Here is a 21,056-nt window from a genome sequence, read left to right on the forward strand (position 1 = left end):
CGGCGTAGAGAGTAGCATAGAATACCGTACAGCGTAGAGAGTTTCTGGTGGGGACAATGTGAGGATGACGACCGAGTACAGCGGCAGCGGTGACCCACGACGCAGCATCGAACTGCTGTGGGGCGTCCAGGAGCGCCCGCGGCGCGGCCCCAAGCAGAAGCTGACCGTGCCGCAGATCGCCGCGGTGGCCGTCGCCGTCGCCGACGAGGAAGGGCTTCCCGCCCTGTCCATGCGCCGCCTGGCCGAACAGCTCGGCGTCACCGCGATGTCGCTGTACACCTACGTCCCCGGCAAGGCCGAGCTGATCGACCTCATGCTCGACACCGTCAACGGCGAGCTGGACATGCCCGCCGACCTCCCCGGCGGCTGGCGTGGGCGGTTGCGGCACATCGCCCGCCAAAACCGCGCGATGTACCTGCGCCACCCCTGGCTGCTCCAGGTCGCCACCAGCCGCCCGCCGCTCGGCCCCAACCTGGTCGCCAAGTACGACTACGAGCTGCGCGCCCTGGACGGCATCGGGCTGACCGACGTGGAGATGGACCTGACGCTCTCGATGATCAATGACTACGTGCACGGCGCGGCCAGGGGCGCGCTGCACGCCGTGCACGTCCGCGACAGTTCCGCGGTCACCGACCAGCAGTGGTGGGAGCGGGCCGCCCCCGTCCTGGCGAAGGTCCTGCAGCCCGAGCGCTACCCCACCGCGACCCGGGTGGGCGTGGCCGCCGGCCAGGAGTTCGACGCGGCCTACGACCCCGAGCGGGCCTTCGCCTACGGCCTGGACCGCCTCCTGGACGGCGTCGCCGCCCTGATCGCCACCCGCGAGCACTGACCGGCCCCGTTGAAGGACAGCGTCCGTACCATGTGCCGCGAGGCGGCCGGCGTGTCCGGTCCGGCACGCCCGCTCCGACGTACCTGGTGAGCGGCGCCGGGAAAGCAGGTGCCGGCCGAGAGGAGACACCAGTGAAATACATGATCATGATGTTCGGGTCGCAGCGGGACTACGACTTCCTGACCGGCAAGCCCGGCGACACCCCGCCGTGGCCGGACGAGGACGTCGCCGCGCTGCACGCCTTCATGGAGAAGTGGAACAGGGACCTGGTGGAGTCCGGGGAGTTCGTGGACGGCCAGGGGCTCAGCGCCCCAGTACAAGCCCGGCGGGTCGAACTGCGCGACGGGGTACCGGTCGTCACCGACGGCCCCTACCCCGAGACCCAGGAGGTCCTGGCCGGCTACACGATCGTGGAGTGCGACAGCTTCGACCGGGCCACACAGATCGCCGCGCTGCTGGCCGGCACCCCGCACCCGCAGGACGCGGCCCTCTCCCACGAATGGTACGTGGACGTGCGGCCGATCGCCGGCGGCCCGCCGCAGATCGAGGCGTGAGCGGCCCGATGCGCCAGGCCGGGACCGAGGACCTGCTGCGCGAGCTCGCGCCGCGGGTCCTCGGCGCGGTCGTACGCCGCTACGGGCACTTCGACACCGCCGAGGACGCCGTACAGGAGGCGCTGCTGGCAGCGGCCCGAAGCTGGCCGGACGGCGGCTGGCCGGACGACCCGGCGGCCTGGCTGATCACGGTGGCCTCGCGCCGGCTGACCGACCTGCTGCGCGCCGAGCAGTCCCGCCGCCGCCGCGAGGACGCCGCCGCGCGGCGCGAACCGCCCGCCCACAGCCTGGCCCCGGACTCCGCGCGCTCGCCCGCCGACTCCGACGACACCCTCATCCTGCTGTTCATGTGCTGCCATCCGGCGCTCACCCCCGCCTCGCAGATCGCGCTCACCCTGCGGGCGGTCGGCGGCCTGTCCACGCCGGAGATCGCCCGGGCGTTCCTGGTGCCCGAGCAGACCATGACCCGGCGCATCACCCGCGCCAAGCAGCGCATCAAGGCGAGCGGCATCCCGTTCGCCGCGCCGCCTCCCGCCGAGCGCGCCGAACGGCTCGGCGCGGTCCTGCACGCGCTGTACCTGATCTTCAACGAGGGTTACGCGACCACCTCGGGCCCGGTCCTGCAACGCGCCGAGCTGTCGGCCGAGGCGATCCGGCTGACCCGCATCGTGCACCGGCTGCTGCCCGGGGACGGCGAGGTCGCCGGGCTGCTGGCGCTCATGCTGCTGACCGACGCGCGGCGTCCGGCCCGCACCGGCCCGGACGGGGCGCTGGTCCCGATGGCCGAACAGGACCGCACGCTGTGGGACGCCGGGCACATCGCCGAGGGCCTGGCGCTGTTGTCGCGGACCCTGCCCAGGGGCGCGCCGGGGCCCTACCAGCTCCAGGCCGCCATCGCCGCCGTCCACGACGAGGCCCCCGACGCCGCCTCGACCGACTGGCCGCAGATCACCGCCCTGTACGAGGTGCTGCTGCGCATCGCGGGCAACCCCGTGGTGGCACTGAACCACGCGGTGGCCGTGGCGATGTCCCGCGGCCCGCGGGCGGGCCTGGAGCTGCTGGCCGCGATCGAGTCGGACGGGCGGATGGCCGGTGACCACCGCCCGCACGCCGTACGCGCGCACCTGCTGGAGATGGCCGGGGACCATGCCGCGGCGCGCGCCGCCTACCTGACCGCGGCCGAGCGCACCACCAGCCTCCCCCAGCAGCGCTACCTGCACGCTCGCGCCGCCCGGCTCCTTGCCGGCCCCTCGTAGTGACCGATACCCTGAAATCGGTCACTACGAGGAGGGGGGTCACCGCATGCCCCGGCCGCAGATCCCGCACCGGCGCGAGCGGATTCTCGACGCCGCGCAGACACTGATCCTGGAGCGCGGGTTCGACGGGATGAGCATGAGCGCGCTGGCCGAGCGCTGCGGCATCGGCAAGGGCGCGCTCTACCTGGAGTTCGCCGGCAAGAACGAGCTGGTCGACCAGCTCATCGCCCGCAGCATGCGGCGGATCACCACGGCGCTTTCCGCGCGGCTGGCCGCCGACGGCGTGGCGAGCCTCGGCGACCTCTACCGCGTCGCCGCCGACGCGCTGCTCGGCGATGACCTTCTCACCGCCGCCTACCTCGACGACAAGGGCGTGCTCGGCGGCTACGCCGCCACCCGGGCCGACGACCGCTACCGGCGCAGATTCGCCTGGATGGACGGATACCTGCGGCTCCTGCAGCGCGACGGCTCCCTCGACGCCGGCCTCGACCCCGACGCCCTTTCCCTCGCGCTCGCCGCCTTCACCGTCGGACTGCTGTCGCTGTCGAAGGTCGTCGGGCCACTCGGCCCCGACCGGCTCGCCGCCACGATCGGCGCCTTCGCCACCATCGTGGATCGCGCCGTCACCCCCGCCGACGCGCCGGCCGCGATGTCGCCCGCCGCGTACGCGAGCATGCGCGACCTGCTGGACCGGCTCACCGCCGAGAACGAACCCCCCGATCCCCGCGACCCCGCGCCGGAGGCACCATGAGCGAAACCCGCCACAACGCCACGACCGACTGGACGAACACCCCGCACGGGCTCGAAATGCGCGTGCTGCACCGCTCCGGCACCGCCCTGCACTACTGGAGCGGCGGAAAGGCCGGCGGCACGCCGGTCACCTTCCTGCACGGTGCGACGATGGACCACCGCATGTTCAACGCGCAGGTCCCCGGCGTTCTCGGCCACCGCCGCGCCCTCGTCTGGGACGCCCGCGGGCACGGCCGCTCCCAGCCCTTCGGCCCCGGCGGGACGGGCATCGAAGACCTCGTGGAGGACCTGGTGGCGATGCTCGACGACGCCGGCGTCGAACAGTCGATCATCGTCGGGCAGTCCATGGGCGGCTATATCGCCCAGCACGCGATCCGGCTCCACCCGCACCGCTTCCGCGCCCTGGTCGTCGTCGGCTGCACGCCGATCACGTCACCGCTGTCCGCCACGGACTGGCTGATCCTGCGCCTGACCTATCTGTCCTTCGGCCTCATGCCACGCGGCGCCCTGCGCACGATGTTCGCGGCCGCCACCAGCGTGCGCGACGACGTCCGCGCCTACGCGGTCGACGCGATCGGCCAGGTGGGCCGGCGCGCGACCGTGCGGATCTTCGCCGCGGTCGCCACTGCCCTGTCCCGCCGCGGCCTGCCGGGATTCCGCGTCGAGGTGCCGTTCCTGCTGACCCACGGAGAGCACGACGGCACCGGCAACATCCGCAAGGACGGCCCCGGGTGGGCGGCGAGCGACCCGCGGATCAGGTACGTGGTGATCCCCGACGCCGGGCACAACGCCAACCAGGACAACCCCGAGGTGTTCAACCACGAGTTCCACCGTTTCCTGGCCGAGTTCGGCGACTGAGCGCGCAGGCGCTTTCGCGCAGGTCACGGGGTGATTGTCGGTGGGTGGGTATACGCTGCCGACATGACTCCGCAAGACCTCGCCAACCTCGCGCACCTGCGTCGGGCGCGGGATCTGATCGACCGCGAGTACGCCCGCCCGCTCGACGTGCCGACGATGGCCCGACACGCGCTGATGTCACCGGCGCACTTCTCCCGGCAGTTCCGGGCCGCCTACGGCGAGACCCCCTACAGCTACCTCATGACCCGCCGCATCGAGCGGGCGATGACGCTGCTGCGCGCCGGGGTGAGCGTGACCGACGCGTGCATGGCCGTGGGCTGTACCTCGCTGGGTTCGTTCAGCTCGCGCTTCACCGAGCTGCTGGGTGAGACGCCGAGCGCCTACCGCGCCCGCGAGCACCGCGCGGTGGCGGCCATGCCCCCGTGCGTGGCCAAGGTGCACACCCGGCCGGCCAGGACCACTCCGAGCAGGATCGGAGAAGCCGGACGCGAAGCCGCGGCCTAGCGTTTACCCCATGACAATCGCACTTCGCTACTGCCACATCACCGTCAACGACGTCGACGAGGCGCTCACCTTCTACCGCGACGCGCTCGGCCTTGAGGTCCGCAACGACGTCGCCTCCGGCGACCACCGCTGGGTGACGCTCGGCGGCCCCGCCCAGCCGGGCCTTGAGATCGTGCTGTCCGATCCGCACGCGGGCCGGTCCCAGGCCGACGGCGACACCTTGCAGGGGCTCCTCACCAAGGGCGTCCTGCCGATGATCGTCTTCCGCACCGACGACCTCGACGCGACCTTCGAGAAGGTGCGGGCGTCCGGCGCCGAGGTGCTCCAGGAGCCGATCGACCAGGCCTGGGGCCCGCGCGACTGCGCGTTCCGCGACCCTTCGGGCAACATGGTGCGGATCAACCAGGAGCCCGCGGCCTGACCTGCGAGCGATGGCCGCAAGGCCCCGCGGCGAGGCGGGGCCGAGCCGGCCGAGCTGGGCGGGCCGGGTTATACGGGTGTCAGCGGCACGTGCGGCCCCTGCGGCGGCTCCACCAGCACCTCATCGCCGGGCCGTACCTCACCGCCGGTGACCACCACGCCCATCACCCCTGCCTTGCGGACCACATGGCCGTGCTCGTCGCGGTCCAGGACGGCGGCCATCAGCCCGGGCATGAAGTCGTCGAGCTGCACGCACGGGTTGCGCAGCCCCGTGACGCGCACCACCGCCTGCCCGCCGATCCGCAGCAGCGCCCCGGCCGAAAGGCCGAGCAGGTCCACGCCGCGCGTGGTGATGTTCTCCCCCATCTGCCCGGCCGAGACCGCGAAACCCGCCCGCACCAGCTCATCGTGCAACTCGGCGTGGATCAGGTGCACCTGCCGCAGGTTGGGACGGCTCGGGTCGCGCGCCACCCGGGAGCGATGCTTGACGGTCTCGCCCAGGTGCGCGTCCCCCTCGACGCCCAGCCCGGCCAACAGCCGCACGCCGTCGCACACCGGTTTGGAGAACGTGTGCCCCGCACTGCGAGACACCGAGGTCACCAGGCCGCTCATATCGCGCTCCTTTCAGCCCCGTCATGGTACTCATCCGGTCATCCCGCGCACCCTGCGGCACCGGGCGTAGAGTGAACGCCGGGCCCGGCCTCACCGGCCGGGCCCCTGCCGTCCGCGTCCAGTCCCTGTGCGAGGTCCGTGACCCATGAGCGAACCCGTGGCCTTCTGGATCGACCACGAGTACGACCGAGAGCGCGCCACGGACGGGCGCAGCCGCTACGGCGAGCACCTGCGGCGTAACGCCGAGGAGTTCGCCCCCGCACTCGACGACATCTCCCCGGTGTCCTTCGCCTGCACCGCCTGGCGCATCGCCACCTCACCCGAGCTGTCCCCCGGATACGTGCGCTGGCACCGGCGGATCCTGTCGGCGACGTGCGTGCGCAACCAGTGGGACGGCACCCTCACCGCCCGCGTCGAGCTGGTCTCCCCGCGGCCCGCCACGCTGGCCTGGAGCCCCGACTGGCAGGGCGACCGGCAGTGGCGCGACTGGCCGCAGACCTTCGGCCAGTTCCTCGAACCCTCCGAACAGGACCTCGTCAAGACCTCCTACCTGCGCGGCACGCTGCTGGCCCAGACCCCGATCCCGCTCGACGGGCTGCCCGAGGCCCCGCAGGAGCCGCAGGACGACCTGCCCGAGACCGCCCGCCGTACGATCGTGCTGCTGGTCCGCCGCCTCAACGAGGCCATCACCCCGATCGTGCGCCAGCTCGAACTATGGTGACGCGCCCATGGCGGTGCGCACCCACCCGGCGGCGTCCTGCCGGACACCGGTGGTCAGCGCGGTGAACACGCTCATCTCCAGCAGCATGGCGTCGCCTTCGGTGACGTCGAGGCCCGCCGCCCGGCACCGGCGGACGATCAACATTGCATACGCGTATGGTGCATGCCCGGCGCCGCGGTCAACCGGTGTGTTCGGCGCGGCTGAACTCGATTGCATCTGCGCCGGGTTGAGGATCCGGCCGGAGAACAGCGCCGAGAAGAACGTGAGCATGTCGCCGGTCGAGGGGATCATTCCGCCGGCGCTCCAGGCGGTGGTCTCCTTCGACTCGCTCGCGTCGTACAGTCGCCCCGCCGGGTCTTCCGCGTACAGCCGGGAGTAGTGCACCGGATGCGGTCCGGGGATGACCGTCTGCGTGGTGGGCAGCAACGTGCGGGGCAGGTCGTGGGGCCGCAGGATGAGGCGATCGAGCACGTCGCCATACGATTCTCCGGTGGCCCTCTCCACCATCATCGCGGCCAGGTAGTACTGCGTGTTGGAATACTTGAAAGCCTCGCCAGGGGCGTTGGAGGGCGGATGCCGTAGCGCGATCCGCACCAGTTCTTCGGGTGTGAAGACCGATGTGGCCCGACCTCATGCGGGTGGCGATCTCCATCCGCAAGAGCAGGCTCGACTCCGTCACCCTGCTGCGCCGGCTCGGCTCCCCATTCCCGCAAGAACGAGATCTACAAGGCGTTCTGGGAGACCGGCCGCAACTCGCGCACCGTGGCGCTTCCCCTCCGACCCCGCGCTGCGGCGGCGCATCACCGCAGTCACGCACAAGGTCGAGGGTTTCAACGGGTTCTCCGGCCGGCTGCGGTTCGGCAACGACCCGGCCGAGTAGGAGAAGGTGATCAAATTCAACTCACTGCCGGCGAACTGTGTGATCTTCCACACGGTGATGCGCCAGCTCCTGGCCGAGGGCTGGAAGATCAGCGCCGAAGACCTCGCGCAGCCGTCGCCCTACCTGATCGCGCACATCAGCCGGCCCGGCCTGTATGCCACCGACGACTTCCGCGCGCCGGCCGAGGCGGCGTGGGCGGCCACGCGGCGGGGCCTGCTGTGGTCAGCGGGTGCGGACAGGATCATCACTCGGCCGTCTGATGCCGCCTGGCCCGCTTTCGGCCTGGGCGTGTGGTGCCCAGGCCCCGGTTTGTGATCGTCAGCCGAGCAGAAAAGTGCGGGCTTGCTGGGCGACCGGTTCCGGCGCCATCCAGAACGCGGAATGATCGTGGTCGGGCAGCGTCAGCACGGTGACGTTCGGAAGGATCGCGGCCAGTGCGTTGGCGCCCTTGCGGATGAAGGCCTCACCGTTGCCGCCGACGGCCACCGCGATCGGTGCGTCGATCGACCAGCGGTCGGTGGGCAGCGGCTTGCCGTCCTGGAGCCCGCGCAGGATCCGGCCGTCGTAGGCGTAGGTGTGGGCGTAATCGGCCATTGCGTCCCAGGAAGGGTCCTGCTTCATCGCGGGGATGTACTCGGCCGGGACGCCGATCATCTCGGTCATGAAGTACTCGACGGCCTCGCTGCGCTTGCCCGCCGCGACCAGGGCTTCCTGGCGTTCGACGTAGTCGGCGGGCGCAGGAGAGCGGGAGTCGTCGACGATGAACGGCGGCTCGTACAGGTAGAGTCCCGTGACCTTGTCGCCCAGCGCACTGGCCGCGTCCAGGGTCAGCCCGCAGCCACCGGAACCGCTGGCCAGGGTCGCGGAGCCGCCTGCGACCTCGATCAGTGCGGCGATGTCGTCGATCTCGCGCGCCGGGTCGTAGGGCTGCGGATCACCGCTGGCGCCTCGGCCGCGGCGGTCGAAGCTGATCACGGTGAAGTGCTCGGACAACGCCTTGGCCACTCCTGCGACCCCGGTGTGGTCCTCGGCGACATTGCTGACCACGATGATCGCGGGACCCGAACCGGTCTTTTCGTAGGCGATCGTGGTGCCGTCGGCGGAGGTGACGGTGGAAAGGCCGGACATGATCATTTCTCCTTCGGTTGATGGTGCGTCGGTGTGATTGCCGTGCGGGTCGTCCAGCAGGGTGGCGAGCCGGTCGAGAGCTTCCGCGTAGCCTTCGGCCATCTGGAGTTCGACCGCCCGCTGCAGCGCTTGGCCGTCGGGAAAGCTCGCCGCGACGTTGACGGTGCAGCCGGTGCCGGCCGAGGCGAAGGTGACCGAGGTCGGGAAGGTGCCCGTGCCGTCGGATCGCCACGCCTCGTCGGCGAAAGTGTCGTCGTAGTCCAGTTTGGTGCGGGCGATGACCGCTTTGTAGGTGGCGATGCTGCGGACCGGGGCGGCCGATTCGTCCACCGGCGCGATCTGGAACCGCCAGCGCCCGCCCGGCCGTACGTCCATCTCGTACACCGTCGCGGCCCAGCCCTGCGGGCCCCACCAGCGGGTGATCGCCTCGGCGTCGGTCCAAGCCCACCAGGCGCGGTCGACGCCGGCGGCGTAGGCACGGCTGATGTGGATGGTGTTACTCGACCTGTCGATCACGATGCCGTCCGCGGTGTCTTCGGACATGCTCAAACTCCTTGCTGGTTCGTCTCGTCGGGTGCACGGTCGTCTTCGAGGAAGGAGCCGAGGCGATCCATCCGCGCCGACCACAAGGCGGCGAATCCCTGCACCCAGTCGCTCAGCTCGCGTATCGATTCGGGGTGCAGCCGGTAGATCCGCTGCTGGGCCCGTTTGGACACCTCGACGACGCCCGCCTCGGCGAGCAGCCGCAGATGCCGGGACACCTGCGGCTGGCCCAGGCCCAGCGCGTCGACGATCCCACCCACCGGCTGCGGGCCGTCCCTGAGCAACTCGACGATCCGGAACCGGTTCGGCTCCGAGATCGCCGTCAATCGCTGTTGCACACTGTTGACCACGACTCAGAACATACACGAGAGCATATATATACGCAAGTACATGTACTGGGGTCACGGACGGCCCCGCTACCAGGATCCTTTGCCGGCCAAGCAGACCGCATCGCAGAGAGTGCTACTTGTCCGGGGTGTCCTCGGCCGGGTCTGTGAAGCGGATCGCACTCCTGTCGCGGTGGAGCAGTAGCGGGCATATGACGGCGGCCACGACCAGGATGAGCCCCCCGGTGACCGCGGCGGCGCCGAGGCCGTCGGCGAAAGCGTGGCGAGCGAGGCCGGCGAGGTGAGTCGCGGCTTCGGCGGGAAGATGTTCCGAGACGCCGATGGCTGCGCCCAGGCTGGAACTGACGACCTCGGTGACCTCTGCTGGGATATCGCCGGGCACTCCGTCGAGGACCCGTGATCGGTACAGGGCGGTGCCGATCGAGCCGAGGACGGCGATGCCCAGCGCGGCGCCGAGTTCGCCGGCGGTTTCGGAGAGCGCGGATGCGGCACCTGAGCGGGTCGGTGGCGCGGATGCGACCACGACGTCGGTGGCGAGTGTCATCATCGGTGAAATGCCTGCCCCGATGAAGGCCGAGGAGACGATGACGAGGACCAGGCCCCCGTCGGCCGAGAGGCGGCTGAAGGCGAGCATCCCCGCGGCGGCCACGGCCGCCCCCGCCCCGAAGACGAGCGGGTGGCCGAAGCGGCGGACCAGCACGGAGGCGAGAACCGCCATCCCGCCGACGGAGATCATGACCGGCAGGATCGCGACGGCGGCGGCGAGCGGGGACAGTCCTTCGACGAGTTGCAGGTACTGCGCGCTGTAGAGCATCACGCCGACCAGCGAGAACATCGCCAGCCCCGCCCCCAGCACGGCACCGCTGAAACGCGGGTTCGCGAACAAGCCGATGTCGACCAGGGGCGTCTGGAGGCGGGGCTGGCGCAGGAGGAACACGGCGCCTGCGAGGATGCCCGCGGCCAGCCCGGCCACGGCGGCGGGTGTCAGGGCGAGCTCCTCGGCGGCGGTCTTGATCGCCCAGACGATCGGCAGGATGGCGGCGAAGGAGAGCAGGACGCTCAGCACGTCCAGCCGCGACGATGCCGGGCTTCGGTACTCGGGGACGAGCCGGGGGGTGAGCGCCAGGAGCAGCGCGATGACGGGCACGTTGATGAGGAACACCGATCCCCACCAGAAGGCTTCGAGGAGCAGTCCGCCGATGATCGGGCCCAGTGCGATGCCGCCGGACAGGCCGGCGGTCCAGATGCCGATGGCGCGGGTGCGCTCGGCCGGGTCGGCGAACATGTTGCGGATCAGCGAGAGCGTCGAGGGCATCAGCGTGGCACCGCCGATCCCCATCAGGGCACGGGCGGCGATGAGCACCTCCGGCGTCGGTGCGAACGCCGCCGGTATCGAGGCCGCGCCGAACACGGCCGCACCGATGAGGAGAAGCCGGCGCCGGCCGATCCGGTCGCCGATGTTGCCCATCACGATGAGCAGACCGGCCAGCAGGAATCCGTAGGTGTCCAGGATCCACAGCGTCTGGCTGGGGCTCGGCGTGAGTTCATGGGTGATCGTCGGGATGGCGATGTGCAGGATGGTGATGTCCATCGAGGTCAAGATCACCGGCAGTGTCAGTACCGCAAGACCGAGCCATCTCGACCGTGTACTCCAGAGGGCGGGCGCTGGTGCCGGCATGGAGTCTCCCTTCGCCTCGTTGCGTATGCCGTACGCAAGGATCGTAGCGTACGGCATACGCAACGCGATAGACTGAGCCCCGGGAGGTAGCGGAGTGAGTCCACGAGTCGGCCCGTCAGGCCCCTTGTCCCGCGAGAAGATCGTCACCACGGCGATCGGCGTCGCCGACGAGGTGGGCTTGGAAGCGATGACGATGAAGCGCGTGGCCGAACGCCTCGGCGCCGGAGCGATGTCGCTGTACCGGCACGTGGCCGACAAGGACGAGCTGATCGAGGCCATGGTCGAGCAGGTCACCGACGACTACGCCTACCCCGACCGGTCCGCGATCGGCTGGCGGGAGGCCATGCACGTTCTCGCCCGGCAGGACTGGGCGGCGTTCCTCGCGCACCCGTGGCTGCTCACCGCGACCGCCACGGTGACCCCTCCGTTCGGCGCCGCCTCACTGACGGCCATGGAATGGGCGCTGGCGGCACTCGACGAACTGGACCTGCCGCCCCACGCCGCAGCTCGCGCGATCATGACGATCAACAACTACGTCCAGGGCAGCGCACGCGTGGTCCTCGGCGACAAACGGGCCGGGGCGGGCGACGACCCGGGCCGCACATGGCACCAGCGACTCAGTGACGTCGACCTCGGCGCCTTCCCTCACCTCGGCCGGCTCATCAGCCACCCGCTGCCGGTCGGCGAACGCGACTGGTTCTCCGAGGGGCTCGACGTCATCCTCGACGGCGTACAGGCACGTAGCCAGTCCCGCCACCGCTGATGCCCAGCGTCGGCGAGCGGCCGGGGAGGCACAACGCGGTTGTCGGCAGCGCCAGCATGGCGATCACCACATACCTACGCCCGCACGCTGGGCATATTCATACAGGGTGGCGGCCGGGCGCCACCCTGGTGCGCCGCGCCGCCGGCGAGGCCGGCCGGGGCGTGGGAACTCAGTCGGGGGCGGATTCGGTCCGCTGGGCGCTGACGCGTTCCTGGATGCGGTCGAGTACGTGGTGCGTGGCCCGGATGGCGCCTTCCTGCCAGGAATTGAGGTGGCTCATGTGCTCGCCCGCGAACCAGTACGGCCCGTCGGGCGGCAGGAGCACCGAATAGGCGTCGCGGCGCGTGTCCTCGTCCCATGCGGACCATGCGCCGCTCTGGAACGGCACGTTCTTCCACGCGACCGATACCGGACGATGGACGAGATCGCGGTAGCCGGGGAACAGAGCCTCACCGTCGGCCAACGCCACGGCGGCGCGTTGCTCCGGCGTCATCGCGGAGAAGATGGGACCGCGGCCCCCGAGCCAGAAGTAGGCGCCGAGCAGGATGCCCTTGCGTCCGTGGATGCCCGCGCTGGGGTACCACATCTGGGTGATGTCCCGCGTGGTCCAGGAAATACCGCCGTAGATCCCGTAATCCTGCTCCCACCAGCGCCGCTTGGCCTCGAAGGCGACCTTGACGGCGTGCTGGTAGCCGCGGGCGCCCACGTCCACGGCCGCTTTCACCTGGGGCGAGAAGTCGGTGTCGATGGCGCCGACGACCGTCAGGGGGACGGTCACGATCACGTAGTCGGCGTCCCATGCCCGCACCCGCTGGGTGGTACGGTCACGCCAGGTCACCCGGGCGCCGGACCCCAGCCTGCGGAGCTGGGTGACCTGCGCGTTGAGCGTGATGAACTGCCGGGTCCGCCGGTAGAAGGCGTGGGCGATGGCGTCCATGCCGCCGGTCGGCTCCATGATCGGCGCTTGCATCTCGTAGATATCGCCGAACAACATGGCCAACGGCAGCATCCCGCCCTTGGCGATGTCGACCAGGTCGAGCGGTTCGAGGATCCGGCCCGGCGTGGGGCCTCCCGGCGGCTCGGCGTATCCGGCCCTGGACGACCCGCGGTACCGGTAGTTCTCATCGAGTTCGCCATAGGCCCGGACGAAGTCGCGTACGAGGGCGAGGTCCTCTTCCGAGAGCTGCCGGTCCAGGCCGGCGCCGACGGCGCGCGCCGCCAGCTCCGCTACCGCCCCTCGCGTATCGTTGATCATCCGGCGGGCGCGCTCCGGCCGCCCGCCGAGCGCGTCGGCGTCGTGCAGGAAGGCGTGGCGGTTGTCGTTGACCATGACCTGGAGGGGAACGCCCATGTCGCGGCAGTAGCCGAGGATCGCCTTGTGGTGGTGGGGCAGCCGCGAGGGGCCCGCGTTGAAGTACAGGTCCGGGTCGCGATCCCACGTGACGCGCTGGGTCGAACCGGTCTCGGTGATGACGTCCCCGCCCCGGTACGTCCTGTTCCGGCCCCCCACCCGGTCCTGCGCCTCGAAGACCCGCACGTGGTACTGGGCGGCCGACAGTTCGAGGGCGGCCACCATGCCGGAGATACCGGCACCGATCACGGCGACCTTGACGCCGTTGCCGCCGCCCCGCTGTGTGAGCTTCGGCGGACCGGCGTAGGCCGCCGGCACGGGCAGCAGCCCCATGGCCGTCAGTGTTCCGTACGCGGCTCCGGCGCCGCCCGCGCGGCCGACCAGGTTCACGAACGTTCGGCGGGTAAAGGGATCGCGGTTCACGAGACCTCCAGACACAGGGAAGAGGCAGGACCACACATGGCTCAGCCGTACTCGGAGGGCTCTCGCACAGTGCATCGCCACGGCGATGACCAGGGCCTCCGTCGTCTCCGCGCAGCTCGAAGCGGCCTCTGAACGCGAGGCCGCGGAAGGGGCGCCCAGGAGGATGAACCCATACGCAGCAGGTCTCGTCAAGGACCACGGGAGGTAGCGGGCGCAGGGAGCGACCGGGCACCCTGCGGGGCGACGGCGGGCGGCTCATCAGGCACGACCCCGCCCGCCCGCCCGGCAGGTCACCGTCCGTCAAGGCGACCGTTCGTGATAATCGCAGGCCACGCGGAGGCGGCCGTTACCCAATCGTGTCCGAGCCGGATCATCCGCTTTCCCGTGGTGGGCTGGGCGAGGTGGGGCAGCCGTGTCTTCAGTCCAGATCGGACATGTCGAGCACGAAGCGGTAGCGGACGTCGTTGCGCCGGAGGCGGTCGAGCGCCGTGTGCACCTGCGCGGAGGGAAGCACTTCGACGTCGGCGGCGATGCCGTTGTCGGCGCAGAACCGGAGCATCTCGGCTGTCGCGGGATGACCCGCGCTGCCTGCGGAGCTGAGCCTCTTACGGCCTACGAGCAGATCCATGACCTCGATAGTGAGCGGGCCGAGGTATCCCAGGAGGCTGAGGGTGCCGTCCATCGCCACCGATTTCAGGTACGGGGCGAGGTCGTGAGGTGCGGAGATGGTGTCGATGATGACATCGAAGGTGTCGCGTGCGGCGGCCATCCGCTGACTGTCGGTGGAGTCGATGAGGTCATGAGCGCCGAGCCGGTGGGCGTCGCGGTGCTTGTCCCGCGTGCGGCTGATGACGGTCGTGGTGGCGCCGAGCGCCACGGCCATCTTGACCGCCAGATGCCCCAGGCCGCCAAGCCCGGCCACCGCGACGCGACTGCCGGGGCCCACGCCGAGCGAGCGCAGGGGCTCCCAGACGGTGACGCCGGCGCACAGCAGCGGGGCGGCCGCGGCCGGGTCGAGGCCGGAGGGCAGCGGATAGGCGAAGGCGTCGCGCACGACGTACTCGCGGGAGTAGCCGCCCAGCGTGGTCGACCCGTCCTGCCGGTCGATGCCGCCGTAGGTCAGAGTCGGGAAGGAGTGGCAGAAGTTCTCCTGCCCGGCTGCGCACATGGCGCACGCGCCGCAGGAGTCGACGATGTTGCCCACCGCGACGCGGTCGCCGACCGAGAAGACGCTCACCTCGGGGCCGGTCGCGGTCACCACGCCGGTGAATTCGTGACCGGGTACCAGAGGTGCTCTCGCGTGCGGGTCATGGTCATGTAGGGCTTGCAGGTCGGTGTGGCACACACCGCAGTAGTCGACCTGCACCGCGATGTCATCTGGGCGCAGCTCACGGCGTTTCAGCGACGTGCGTCGCAGCGCCATCGGGCCGGTCGCCCGCCACCCGGCGGTCGTTCGCATAGTTGAATCCTTGAATAGACCGTTTCAGTCTGTCGCAGCTTAGCTGCGGCTACGCACGAAAACAAACCGACTGTTCTGTTTGCTGGGGTGCTAGGGTCGGGGCATGCCGGAACAGCCCCAGACTTCGCGCGGCGCCGAGACCTACCAGCGCATCCTGGACGCCGCCACCAAGGAGTTCGCCCAGCACGGCATCGCCGGAGCGCGCATCGAACGCATCGTGACGGCAGCGCGCACCAACAAGGCGCAGCTCTACGCCTACTTCGGCGACAAGGAACGACTCTTCGACGCGATCTTCCTCAGCTCGCTGGACCGCATCACCAACGTCGTCCCCATCGACGCCGACGACCTCGCGGACTGGGCCGTACGCCTCTACGACGAATACCTGCGCCGCCCCGACCTCATCCGGCTGGCGACCTGGACACGGCTGGAACGCCGCCCTGCCGGACACCTCGTCGAAACCCACCAGCACCACGACGATCACAAGCTCACAGCCATCACCGAGGCCCAGGACGCGGGGCGGGTTCGCGCCGGTGACCCGTTCGACATCATGGCCATGGTCATCGCCATGTCCATGGCCTGGTCACCGGTCAGCAACGTCTATGCGGCCAGTGACCAAGAACCCCAGGACGTACACGACCGGCGCCGCGCCCTGCTCCGCGACTGCGTCCGAAGGGCCACAACGGCCGCCTGACCCCGTTGTCCTGGCAGCACGTCCAGCCCTACGGCGAGGATGCCACCCGGCAGCGCGAACCGCTACCCGGGCAGGAGCACCGTGCCGACGCCGAGCAGCGCGCAGATCCCGAGGATGCGCAGCATCGGCCACTTCAGCACGAACGTCATGACCAGCGCCGCTGCCGTGATGACCATCGCGACCGGGTTCACCGTGCCGAGCTTGGGGACCTGCACGGCGAACGGCCCCCACGCCCAGGCGAAGGTCTGCCCGAACAGGGTGTGCTCGGCGAAGTAGAACGCCAGGTTGGCGATGACGCCGACGACCGAGGCGGTGATGCCGGTGAGGGCGGCGCTGATGGCGGTGTTGTGGCGCAGCCGTTCCACGTAGGGGGCGCCGAGGAAGATGAACAGGAAGCAGGGCACGAAGGTGACCCACGTGGTCAGCAACGCTCCCAGCAGCGCCCCGGCCCACGGTGTCAGGGCACCGGGGTCGCGGTAGGCGCCGAGGAACGCGACGAACTGCACCACCATGATCAACGGCCCCGGGGTGGTCTCGGCCAGCGCCAGCCCGCGGACCATCTCGCCGGGTGTCACCCAGCCGTAGACCTCCACCGCCCGCTGGGCGACGAACGCCAGCACCGCGTACGCGCCGCCGAACGTGACCAGCGCGGTGCCGGAGAAGAACAGACCTTGCGCGGTGAACACGCTGTCGGTGCCGAGAAAGAGCGCCACCGCGGCCACCGGCACCCACCACACGACCAGCCCGACCGCCAGGACCTTGCCCGCCGACCGCCGGCTCGGCTGGGCGTGGTGCAGGGCGTCGTCCGGGATCAGCGGCGCGGGCCCGCCGTCGCCGCCGTGCCCGTTGCCCTTCTTCAAGACGTGGGGAGCCAGCCGGTGGACGCTCCAGCCGATGAGCGCGGCGACGGCGATGACGATCGGGAACGGCACGCCGAACAGCGCGAGCGCGGCGAAGGCGGCCACCGCGACGGCGACGAACACCGGGTGGGTCAGCGACCGTTTGGCGACCCGGATGACCGCCTGCGCGACGATGGCCAGCACCGCCGGGGCGATTCCGGCGAACAACGCGGTCACCACGGTGGTGTCCCGCCACAGGATGTAGACGGCCGACAGGGCGAGCAGGGCCAGCATGCCGGGCAGCACGAACAGGGTGCCGGCGACCAGGCCACCGCGGGTGCCGTTCAGCAGCCAGCCGACGTAGATGGCCAGTTGCTGCGCTTCGGGGCCGGGCAGCAGCATGCAGTAGTTCAGGGCGTGGTTGAAGCGCTGCTGGCCGATCCAGCGTTTCTCCTCCACCAGGGTGCGTTGCATGACGGCGATCTGGCCGGCCGGGCCGCCGAAGGTCTGCAGCGAGATGCCGAACCAGGCGCGGACCGCCTGGCGGAAGGGGATCACGTCCTGGCCCGGTGCCTGCTGCGCGGCGGGGTCGCCGTCGCGGCGGGTCGCCGCGTCGCTCGGGTGGTCCATCGGTTCTCCTTCGTTCATGCCGGGGGGCGGCCGAGCAGGAACGCCCGCCGGTAGTACTCGTACAGGCCGTCGAAGATCGGACCGGTCAGTTCGATGGTCTGCTCGTCCTGGCAGGTCATGGACAGGCCGCGCAGGATGACGTCCAGGCCGGGGGCTTCCGGGGCGTCGTAGCGCTCGTCGTCGATGTCGGCCTCGTGGACGATCTCAGCGATCTTCCACAGCACCGGGTCGTCGAGGGCGTAGCGGCGCAGGATGGTCTCGAAGCTGCAATCGGGCCCATGGTGGGACAGCTCGACGCCGCGCATGTCGAACGGCGTCGCATCCGCGGGCACCGCCGCAGGGTCATCGACGAACACGAAGGCGGCGTCGGGGTCGATGTGGCGGCGGATCAGCCAGGCGCACGCCGCCCGGTCGATGTGCACGCCCGCCCGGGTCGCCCACCTCATCGCGACTGCTCCTCGCCTGACGCCGGCACCGGGGCGGCACCGGCGGCCGGGTCCGGCGCGGTGAGCGCGCGGACGGCCTGCTGGGCCGCGTCGCGTTCGGCGGGCGGGAAGAAGTCGCGGCGGGCGATGCGGCGCAACTCCGCGCGCAGCCGTCCGCCCGCCCGTGCGCGTTCGCCCGGGGCGGCGAGCCGAGCGGCCTGCGTCGCGATGATCACCTTCTGGTACTCGGCGCGGCGGGCGGCCTGCATCTGCTCGGCGATCGCGCGTTCCTGGGCCAGGTTTCCCGGTACGGCCAGCCAGATGGTGGCGCTTCCCGCCCCCGCCAGGACCTCCTCGGCGATCCAGTCGAGTTGCTCGCGGGTGCGGGCGTCGGCGGGCAGCGCCACCAGGCCGTCTCCCAGCCGGGCCACGCCCAGACGTTCGAGCTTGCGCCAGACGGCGATCCGCGGAGCCGACGGCTGACGCGGCATCCGGTAGGCCAGCAGCACCCACTGCCCCGGCCCCCCGCACTCCGCGGGCAGGGAAGGACCGGTCGAGGAATCTTCGCGCATGAGCACCCCCAGCATCACGTAACGACGGTAACTGTAACCCTGGTTACGATTTAAAGGAAGCGGGTACTCCTCACACTGCCCACGTCCGCGGCGAGCCCGGCGAAAGGGAGGTAAGTGCATGCCCTTGACTCAAGAGGGGTTCGTCCTGGGGCAGGTCGGCCTGCGGATCGGCGGCGTACCGGTCCTGCGGGACGTGTCCGTGCACCTGCCGCCCGGGGCCTGCACGCTGGTGACCGGCCCGAGCGGCGCAGGCAGGTCCACCCTGCTGCGGCTGCTCAACCGCCTGGCCGAACCCACCAGCGGGCACATCACCTGGAACGGCCGGCCGTTGCGCGACTACGACCCTCCGAGGCTGCGCCGCCGCGTCGCGCTGGTCGCCCAGCACACCGCGCTACTGACCGCTTCGGTGGCCGAGGAACTGGCGGTGGGACGGCCCGGCCTCACAGCCGCCCGCGCACGGGACCTGCTAGAGCGGGCCGGGCTGGTCGGCACGTTCCTGTCCCGCTCCACCGCCGGCCTGTCCGGCGCGCAGGCCCAGCGCCTGGGCATCGCCCGCGCCCTGGCCACCGACCCGCAGGTCCTGTTGCTGGACGAGCCGACCTCGGCGCTGGACGCCGCCGCCGGCCGGATCGATGACCTCATCACCACCTTCACCGCCGAGGGCGGCAGCGTGGTGCTGGTCAGCCACCGCACCAGCCCCGCCGGGCGGCTCGCCGACCACGCACTCGTGTTGCGGGCGGGACGCCTCGTCGAAACCGGCGATCCCGCCCGCCTGCGCTACCTGGCGGCGTCATGACCGCCCCGGCGGTTCCCGCCTGGCCCGCCGTGGCCGCCTCCGCCGCACTCGTCGCGCTGGCCGCCTTCGTCGCCGCCCGTGCCCGCCTCAGCCTGGCCGCCGACGTACTCATCGCCGCCGGCCGGGCGCTGGGGCAGCTCATCGCGGTGGCCGCGGTCCTGACCGTGATCTTCGATCGGGGCGGGACGGCCGGCGCGTGCGCGGGGATCGCCCTCATGGTCCTCATCGCCGCCCACGTCGCCGCCCGCCGCGCCCGCCCCCTGCCCCGGGCCCGCGTCGTGGCCGCCTCGGCCATCACCATGGGCACCACCGCCACACTGGCCACCCTGGTCGCCTTCCGGGTGATCGACACCCGCCCGCACGTCCTGGTGCCCGTGGCCGGGATAGTGGTGTCCGGTGCCATGCAGGCCACCGCCCTGACCCTGACCCGGCTCGGCGAGGAGGTTCGGTCGGCCAGCCCGCGCGACAGCCGTCTGGTCCTAGGGATCAGCACGGCCGCGGCGCGCCACCTCTCGCAAGCGCTCGGCGAGCCGGTCGACCACGCGCTGACACCGGAGTCTCCGGGAGAAAATAACAGGCGAGTCAGATTTTCTTTCTTACGAGAGGGTGAAGCTTGGCGGTGAGGGCCTTTTCGTCTACGGCCTGGGCGACCTTCTGAGGGCCGCCCAGGCCGATTGAGGCCGGACAACCATCAGAACTTGTTCCTGCGATTTCGAAAGACTCTATGAGCTTTCCAGACCTGGTCTCGAACACCTTGAAATCATATGATGCCGAGATCAGCTTGAGGTGGTAAGTGGGGACTCTGTGAATGGGGCCGTACGAACACTTCCCCACCACTTTATCTTTCAGTTTTGGCGCGGCCATGCAGACGGTAAGCTGAGCGCGCTGGTAACCGGCAGGGCCGATGGAAGACTGAAACACTTCAGCGCTCTCCGAGGAGCTGCCTCGGGCCGATGCCCAAGAGGATGGCAGGCGCGGAGAGTCTGGCTCAAGCACTTCCGGCTCGTAGTCGGAAGGATCTTGGTAGTCTCTGAATTGGAAGCCGATCATCCGGTGCGGCCCCTCTCCAGAGTATGGAGGGCTCGTGGTGGAAAACGGTACTCCACCTTGGCAAGCTCTCTCGACACCCGCTTCCGTCAGTGGAATCCGTCGTGAAGTTGTCGATATCGGCGATGGAGCCTCCCGGACGGATACAGCGACATCTGGCCTGCTCTTCGCGCCACCGGAACAAGAGATGAGTGTCACTAAGGACAGTGCCCCTAATAAGGTTCGCGCGAACACGGGCCATCTCCCCTATTGCGAAACTTTGCGTGGCCACAAAAGCCCCCACCGCGTCCTCGGAATTTCGATCGCGGCGGGCTTCCTGAAAAGCCTACCGCGCATGTAGGAGTTCGGGGGGCGTGCGCCACTGCGGCAGCGCCCACCACGGCTGACGCCAGTACGTCATACCCGAACTCTGCGGCAGGGGCCGTCATGAGAAGGCCGGACTGAAGTTGACCAGATCCCATCTGATCATCGCGATCAGGCGGGATCTAGTCGTTTCAGGAGTTTCCGAATTGAACTCATCCTGGCTTGGGAGCCGCAGAGCAGGTGTCCCGGGAAGGCGCGGGCGGTGTCAGGGCGCTGGTGGAGGTCGGAGTTCGCGTCGCTGGGCATGCCGATGCCTGCTCCGGCCCGTGAGCGGCGTGCGGTCGATGTGCTGTGCTGGGGCTGGGCTCTCTGGGATCTCGGCGGGTGTGTGGGGCTCGCCCGGGGGCTGCGCCACTGGTCGTTGGCGACGGTGACGAGCAGTGCGGGCCAAGATGGTCTGGGCGGCGCGGCCATGGGCGAGCCGGCTCTTCGGATCACTCAGGTCGAGGTGGCCTGACGCCCCTGGCACCCATCTGGATCGGACGGGCGTTTCCCGAAGTCTTCGGGCTTAAGGTCAGGCCGTCTCTGGCTTGCGCGGCCTGCCGGAAGATGAGGATGCCCGACTGGCCATAGCCCTGGAATATGTGGCGGGAACTCCGCCCACCCCGACGACGGCA

24 protein-coding genes are annotated in these 21,056 nt (G+C 70.3%); 14 read left to right on the plus strand and 10 right to left on the minus strand.

The genetic code is table 11. The annotated features are described in order from the left end of the window. Positions 1–64: 64 nt before the first annotated feature. The 7 genes from ACH34R_RS21160 to ACH34R_RS21190 all read left to right on the plus strand — a co-directional run bounded on the left by ACH34R_RS21160 (position 65) and on the right by ACH34R_RS21190 (position 5,172). A complete protein-coding gene (locus ACH34R_RS21160; protein WP_397563178.1) occupies positions 65–829 on the plus strand; it encodes a TetR/AcrR family transcriptional regulator in 765 nt (254 codons plus the stop codon). A gap of 140 nt (positions 830–969) precedes the next feature. Then, the gene (locus tag ACH34R_RS21165) at positions 970–1,383 is read left to right on the plus strand and encodes a YciI family protein (protein ID WP_397563386.1); all 414 of its coding nucleotides are present in this window, start codon (positions 970–972) and stop codon (positions 1,381–1,383) included. An 8-nt stretch (positions 1,384–1,391) separates the two neighbouring features. After that, a complete protein-coding gene (locus ACH34R_RS21170; RefSeq protein WP_397563387.1) occupies positions 1,392–2,639 on the plus strand; it encodes an RNA polymerase sigma factor in 1,248 nt (415 codons plus the stop codon). A gap of 46 nt (positions 2,640–2,685) precedes the next feature. Continuing rightward, positions 2,686–3,390: a TetR/AcrR family transcriptional regulator gene (locus ACH34R_RS21175; protein ID WP_397563179.1), complete on the plus strand. Its 705-nt coding sequence runs from the start codon at positions 2,686–2,688 to the stop codon at positions 3,388–3,390. Continuing rightward, positions 3,387–4,247, plus strand: coding sequence for an alpha/beta fold hydrolase (locus tag ACH34R_RS21180; protein WP_397563180.1), 861 nt, complete (start codon positions 3,387–3,389; stop codon positions 4,245–4,247). The genes ACH34R_RS21175 and ACH34R_RS21180 overlap by 4 nt, the downstream gene beginning before the upstream one ends. Positions 4,248–4,310: 63 nt before the next feature. Continuing rightward, positions 4,311–4,751, plus strand: a complete 441-nt coding sequence (locus ACH34R_RS21185) for a helix-turn-helix transcriptional regulator (protein WP_397563181.1) — start codon at positions 4,311–4,313, stop codon at positions 4,749–4,751. 10 nt (positions 4,752–4,761) lie between these two features. Then, positions 4,762–5,172, plus strand: a complete 411-nt coding sequence (locus tag ACH34R_RS21190; RefSeq protein ID WP_397563182.1) for a VOC family protein — start codon at positions 4,762–4,764, stop codon at positions 5,170–5,172. Between the two features lie 68 nt (positions 5,173–5,240). On the opposite strand, the gene ACH34R_RS21195 is transcribed toward ACH34R_RS21190, so the two are convergent. Then, the gene (locus tag ACH34R_RS21195) at positions 5,241–5,783 is read right to left on the minus strand and encodes an MOSC domain-containing protein (protein ID WP_397563183.1); all 543 of its coding nucleotides are present in this window, start codon (positions 5,781–5,783) and stop codon (positions 5,241–5,243) included. A 145-nt stretch (positions 5,784–5,928) separates the two neighbouring features. On the opposite strand from ACH34R_RS21195, the gene ACH34R_RS21200 reads away from it, so the two are divergent. Next, positions 5,929–6,504, plus strand: a complete 576-nt coding sequence (locus ACH34R_RS21200; protein WP_397563184.1) for a hypothetical protein — start codon at positions 5,929–5,931, stop codon at positions 6,502–6,504. Here the strand turns inward: ACH34R_RS21200 and ACH34R_RS21205 are convergent. Beyond that, a complete protein-coding gene (locus ACH34R_RS21205) occupies positions 6,496–7,098 on the minus strand; it encodes a serine hydrolase (protein ID WP_397563185.1) in 603 nt (200 codons plus the stop codon). The genes ACH34R_RS21200 and ACH34R_RS21205 overlap by 9 nt on opposite strands. Positions 7,099–7,390: 292 nt before the next feature. Between ACH34R_RS21205 and ACH34R_RS21210 the strand changes: the two genes are divergently transcribed. Beyond that, positions 7,391–7,699 carry a hypothetical protein gene (locus ACH34R_RS21210; RefSeq protein ID WP_397563186.1) on the plus strand — a complete coding sequence of 103 codons (309 nt, stop codon included), beginning with the start codon at positions 7,391–7,393 and terminating at the stop codon, positions 7,697–7,699. 3 nt (positions 7,700–7,702) lie between these two features. Here the strand turns inward: ACH34R_RS21210 and ACH34R_RS21215 are convergent, their stop codons facing one another. The 3 genes from ACH34R_RS21215 to ACH34R_RS21225 form a co-directional block, all read right to left on the minus strand. Beyond that, positions 7,703–9,055: an alpha/beta fold hydrolase gene (locus ACH34R_RS21215; RefSeq protein ID WP_397563187.1), complete on the minus strand. Its 1,353-nt coding sequence runs from the start codon at positions 9,053–9,055 to the stop codon at positions 7,703–7,705. Between the two features lie 2 nt (positions 9,056–9,057). Further along, positions 9,058–9,405, minus strand: coding sequence for an ArsR/SmtB family transcription factor (locus tag ACH34R_RS21220; protein ID WP_397563188.1), 348 nt, complete (start codon positions 9,403–9,405; stop codon positions 9,058–9,060). Between the two features lie 112 nt (positions 9,406–9,517). Beyond that, the gene (locus ACH34R_RS21225; RefSeq protein WP_397563189.1) at positions 9,518–11,080 is read right to left on the minus strand and encodes an MFS transporter; all 1,563 of its coding nucleotides are present in this window, start codon (positions 11,078–11,080) and stop codon (positions 9,518–9,520) included. Positions 11,081–11,174: 94 nt separating this feature from the next. Here ACH34R_RS21225 and ACH34R_RS21230 point away from each other — a divergent pair, with 94 nt between their 5' ends. Continuing rightward, positions 11,175–11,843 carry a TetR/AcrR family transcriptional regulator gene (locus tag ACH34R_RS21230; RefSeq protein WP_397563190.1) on the plus strand — a complete coding sequence of 223 codons (669 nt, stop codon included), beginning with the start codon at positions 11,175–11,177 and terminating at the stop codon, positions 11,841–11,843. Between the two features lie 169 nt (positions 11,844–12,012). Here ACH34R_RS21230 and ACH34R_RS21235 read toward each other — a convergent pair whose 3' ends face one another. Next, positions 12,013–13,617 (minus strand): flavin monoamine oxidase family protein, encoded by a 1,605-nt coding sequence (locus ACH34R_RS21235; protein WP_397563191.1) that lies wholly within the window; start codon positions 13,615–13,617, stop codon positions 12,013–12,015. Positions 13,618–14,035: 418 nt separating this feature from the next. Next, positions 14,036–15,076, minus strand: coding sequence for an NAD(P)-dependent alcohol dehydrogenase (locus ACH34R_RS21240; RefSeq protein ID WP_397563192.1), 1,041 nt, complete (start codon positions 15,074–15,076; stop codon positions 14,036–14,038). A gap of 103 nt (positions 15,077–15,179) precedes the next feature. Between ACH34R_RS21240 and ACH34R_RS21245 the strand changes: the two genes are divergently transcribed. Further along, on the plus strand, positions 15,180–15,767 hold the full coding sequence (locus ACH34R_RS21245; protein ID WP_397563193.1) for a TetR family transcriptional regulator: 588 nt from the start codon (positions 15,180–15,182) through the stop codon (positions 15,765–15,767). A gap of 62 nt (positions 15,768–15,829) precedes the next feature. Here the strand turns inward: ACH34R_RS21245 and chrA are convergent, their stop codons facing one another. Genes chrA through ACH34R_RS21260 form a run of 3 tightly spaced genes read right to left on the minus strand, consistent with a single transcriptional unit; the run spans position 15,830 to position 18,248 of the window. Next, complete coding sequence (chrA, locus tag ACH34R_RS21250) at positions 15,830–17,236, minus strand: chromate efflux transporter (protein WP_397563194.1); 1,407 nt, start codon at positions 17,234–17,236, stop codon at positions 15,830–15,832. 14 nt (positions 17,237–17,250) lie between these two features. Then, complete coding sequence (locus ACH34R_RS21255) at positions 17,251–17,682, minus strand: chromate resistance protein ChrB domain-containing protein (RefSeq protein ID WP_397563195.1); 432 nt, start codon at positions 17,680–17,682, stop codon at positions 17,251–17,253. Next, a complete protein-coding gene (locus ACH34R_RS21260) occupies positions 17,679–18,248 on the minus strand; it encodes a Chromate resistance protein ChrB (protein WP_397563388.1) in 570 nt (189 codons plus the stop codon). The genes ACH34R_RS21255 and ACH34R_RS21260 overlap by 4 nt, the downstream gene beginning before the upstream one ends. 103 nt (positions 18,249–18,351) lie before the next feature. On the opposite strand from ACH34R_RS21260, the gene ACH34R_RS21265 reads away from it, so the two are divergent. The 3 genes from ACH34R_RS21265 (at position 18,352) to ACH34R_RS21275 (ending at position 20,896) form a co-directional block, all read left to right on the plus strand. After that, on the plus strand, positions 18,352–19,029 hold the full coding sequence (locus ACH34R_RS21265; RefSeq protein ID WP_397563196.1) for an ATP-binding cassette domain-containing protein: 678 nt from the start codon (positions 18,352–18,354) through the stop codon (positions 19,027–19,029). Then, positions 19,026–19,652, plus strand: a complete 627-nt coding sequence (locus ACH34R_RS21270) for an ABC transporter permease (protein ID WP_397563197.1) — start codon at positions 19,026–19,028, stop codon at positions 19,650–19,652. Before ACH34R_RS21265 ends, ACH34R_RS21270 begins: the two co-directional genes overlap by 4 nt. A gap of 989 nt (positions 19,653–20,641) precedes the next feature. Further along, a complete protein-coding gene (locus ACH34R_RS21275) occupies positions 20,642–20,896 on the plus strand; it encodes a hypothetical protein (protein ID WP_397563198.1) in 255 nt (84 codons plus the stop codon). The last annotated feature ends 160 nt before the right edge of the window (positions 20,897–21,056 follow it).

It is taken from the genome of Spongiactinospora sp. 9N601, assembly GCF_044326295.1.
Lineage (GTDB): Bacteria > Actinomycetota > Actinomycetes > Streptosporangiales > Streptosporangiaceae > Spongiactinospora > Spongiactinospora gelatinilytica.

Coding starts and splice junctions, on each gene's coding strand:
- ACH34R_RS21245 (WP_397563193.1), top strand. CDS start 15,180: ATGCCGGAACAGCCCCAGACTTCGCGCGGCGCCGAGACCTACCAGCGC.
- ACH34R_RS21175 (WP_397563179.1), top strand. CDS start 2,686: ATGCCCCGGCCGCAGATCCCGCACCGGCGCGAGCGGATTCTCGACGCC.
- ACH34R_RS21260 (WP_397563388.1), bottom strand. CDS start 18,248: ATGCTGGGGGTGCTCATGCGCGAAGATTCCTCGACCGGTCCTTCCCTG.
- ACH34R_RS21240 (WP_397563192.1), bottom strand. CDS start 15,076: ATGCGAACGACCGCCGGGTGGCGGGCGACCGGCCCGATGGCGCTGCGA.
- ACH34R_RS21190 (WP_397563182.1), top strand. CDS start 4,762: ATGACAATCGCACTTCGCTACTGCCACATCACCGTCAACGACGTCGAC.
- ACH34R_RS21270 (WP_397563197.1), top strand. CDS start 19,026: ATGACCGCCCCGGCGGTTCCCGCCTGGCCCGCCGTGGCCGCCTCCGCC.
- ACH34R_RS21170 (WP_397563387.1), top strand. CDS start 1,392: ATGCGCCAGGCCGGGACCGAGGACCTGCTGCGCGAGCTCGCGCCGCGG.
- ACH34R_RS21200 (WP_397563184.1), top strand. CDS start 5,929: ATGAGCGAACCCGTGGCCTTCTGGATCGACCACGAGTACGACCGAGAG.
- ACH34R_RS21180 (WP_397563180.1), top strand. CDS start 3,387: ATGAGCGAAACCCGCCACAACGCCACGACCGACTGGACGAACACCCCG.
- ACH34R_RS21215 (WP_397563187.1), bottom strand. CDS start 9,055: ATGTCCGAAGACACCGCGGACGGCATCGTGATCGACAGGTCGAGTAAC.
- ACH34R_RS21165 (WP_397563386.1), top strand. CDS start 970: ATGATCATGATGTTCGGGTCGCAGCGGGACTACGACTTCCTGACCGGC.
- ACH34R_RS21255 (WP_397563195.1), bottom strand. CDS start 17,682: ATGAGGTGGGCGACCCGGGCGGGCGTGCACATCGACCGGGCGGCGTGC.
- ACH34R_RS21195 (WP_397563183.1), bottom strand. CDS start 5,783: ATGAGCGGCCTGGTGACCTCGGTGTCTCGCAGTGCGGGGCACACGTTC.
- ACH34R_RS21225 (WP_397563189.1), bottom strand. CDS start 11,080: ATGCCGGCACCAGCGCCCGCCCTCTGGAGTACACGGTCGAGATGGCTC.
- ACH34R_RS21265 (WP_397563196.1), top strand. CDS start 18,352: ATGCCCTTGACTCAAGAGGGGTTCGTCCTGGGGCAGGTCGGCCTGCGG.
- ACH34R_RS21185 (WP_397563181.1), top strand. CDS start 4,311: ATGACTCCGCAAGACCTCGCCAACCTCGCGCACCTGCGTCGGGCGCGG.
- chrA (WP_397563194.1), bottom strand. CDS start 17,236: ATGGACCACCCGAGCGACGCGGCGACCCGCCGCGACGGCGACCCCGCC.
- ACH34R_RS21160 (WP_397563178.1), top strand. CDS start 65: ATGACGACCGAGTACAGCGGCAGCGGTGACCCACGACGCAGCATCGAA.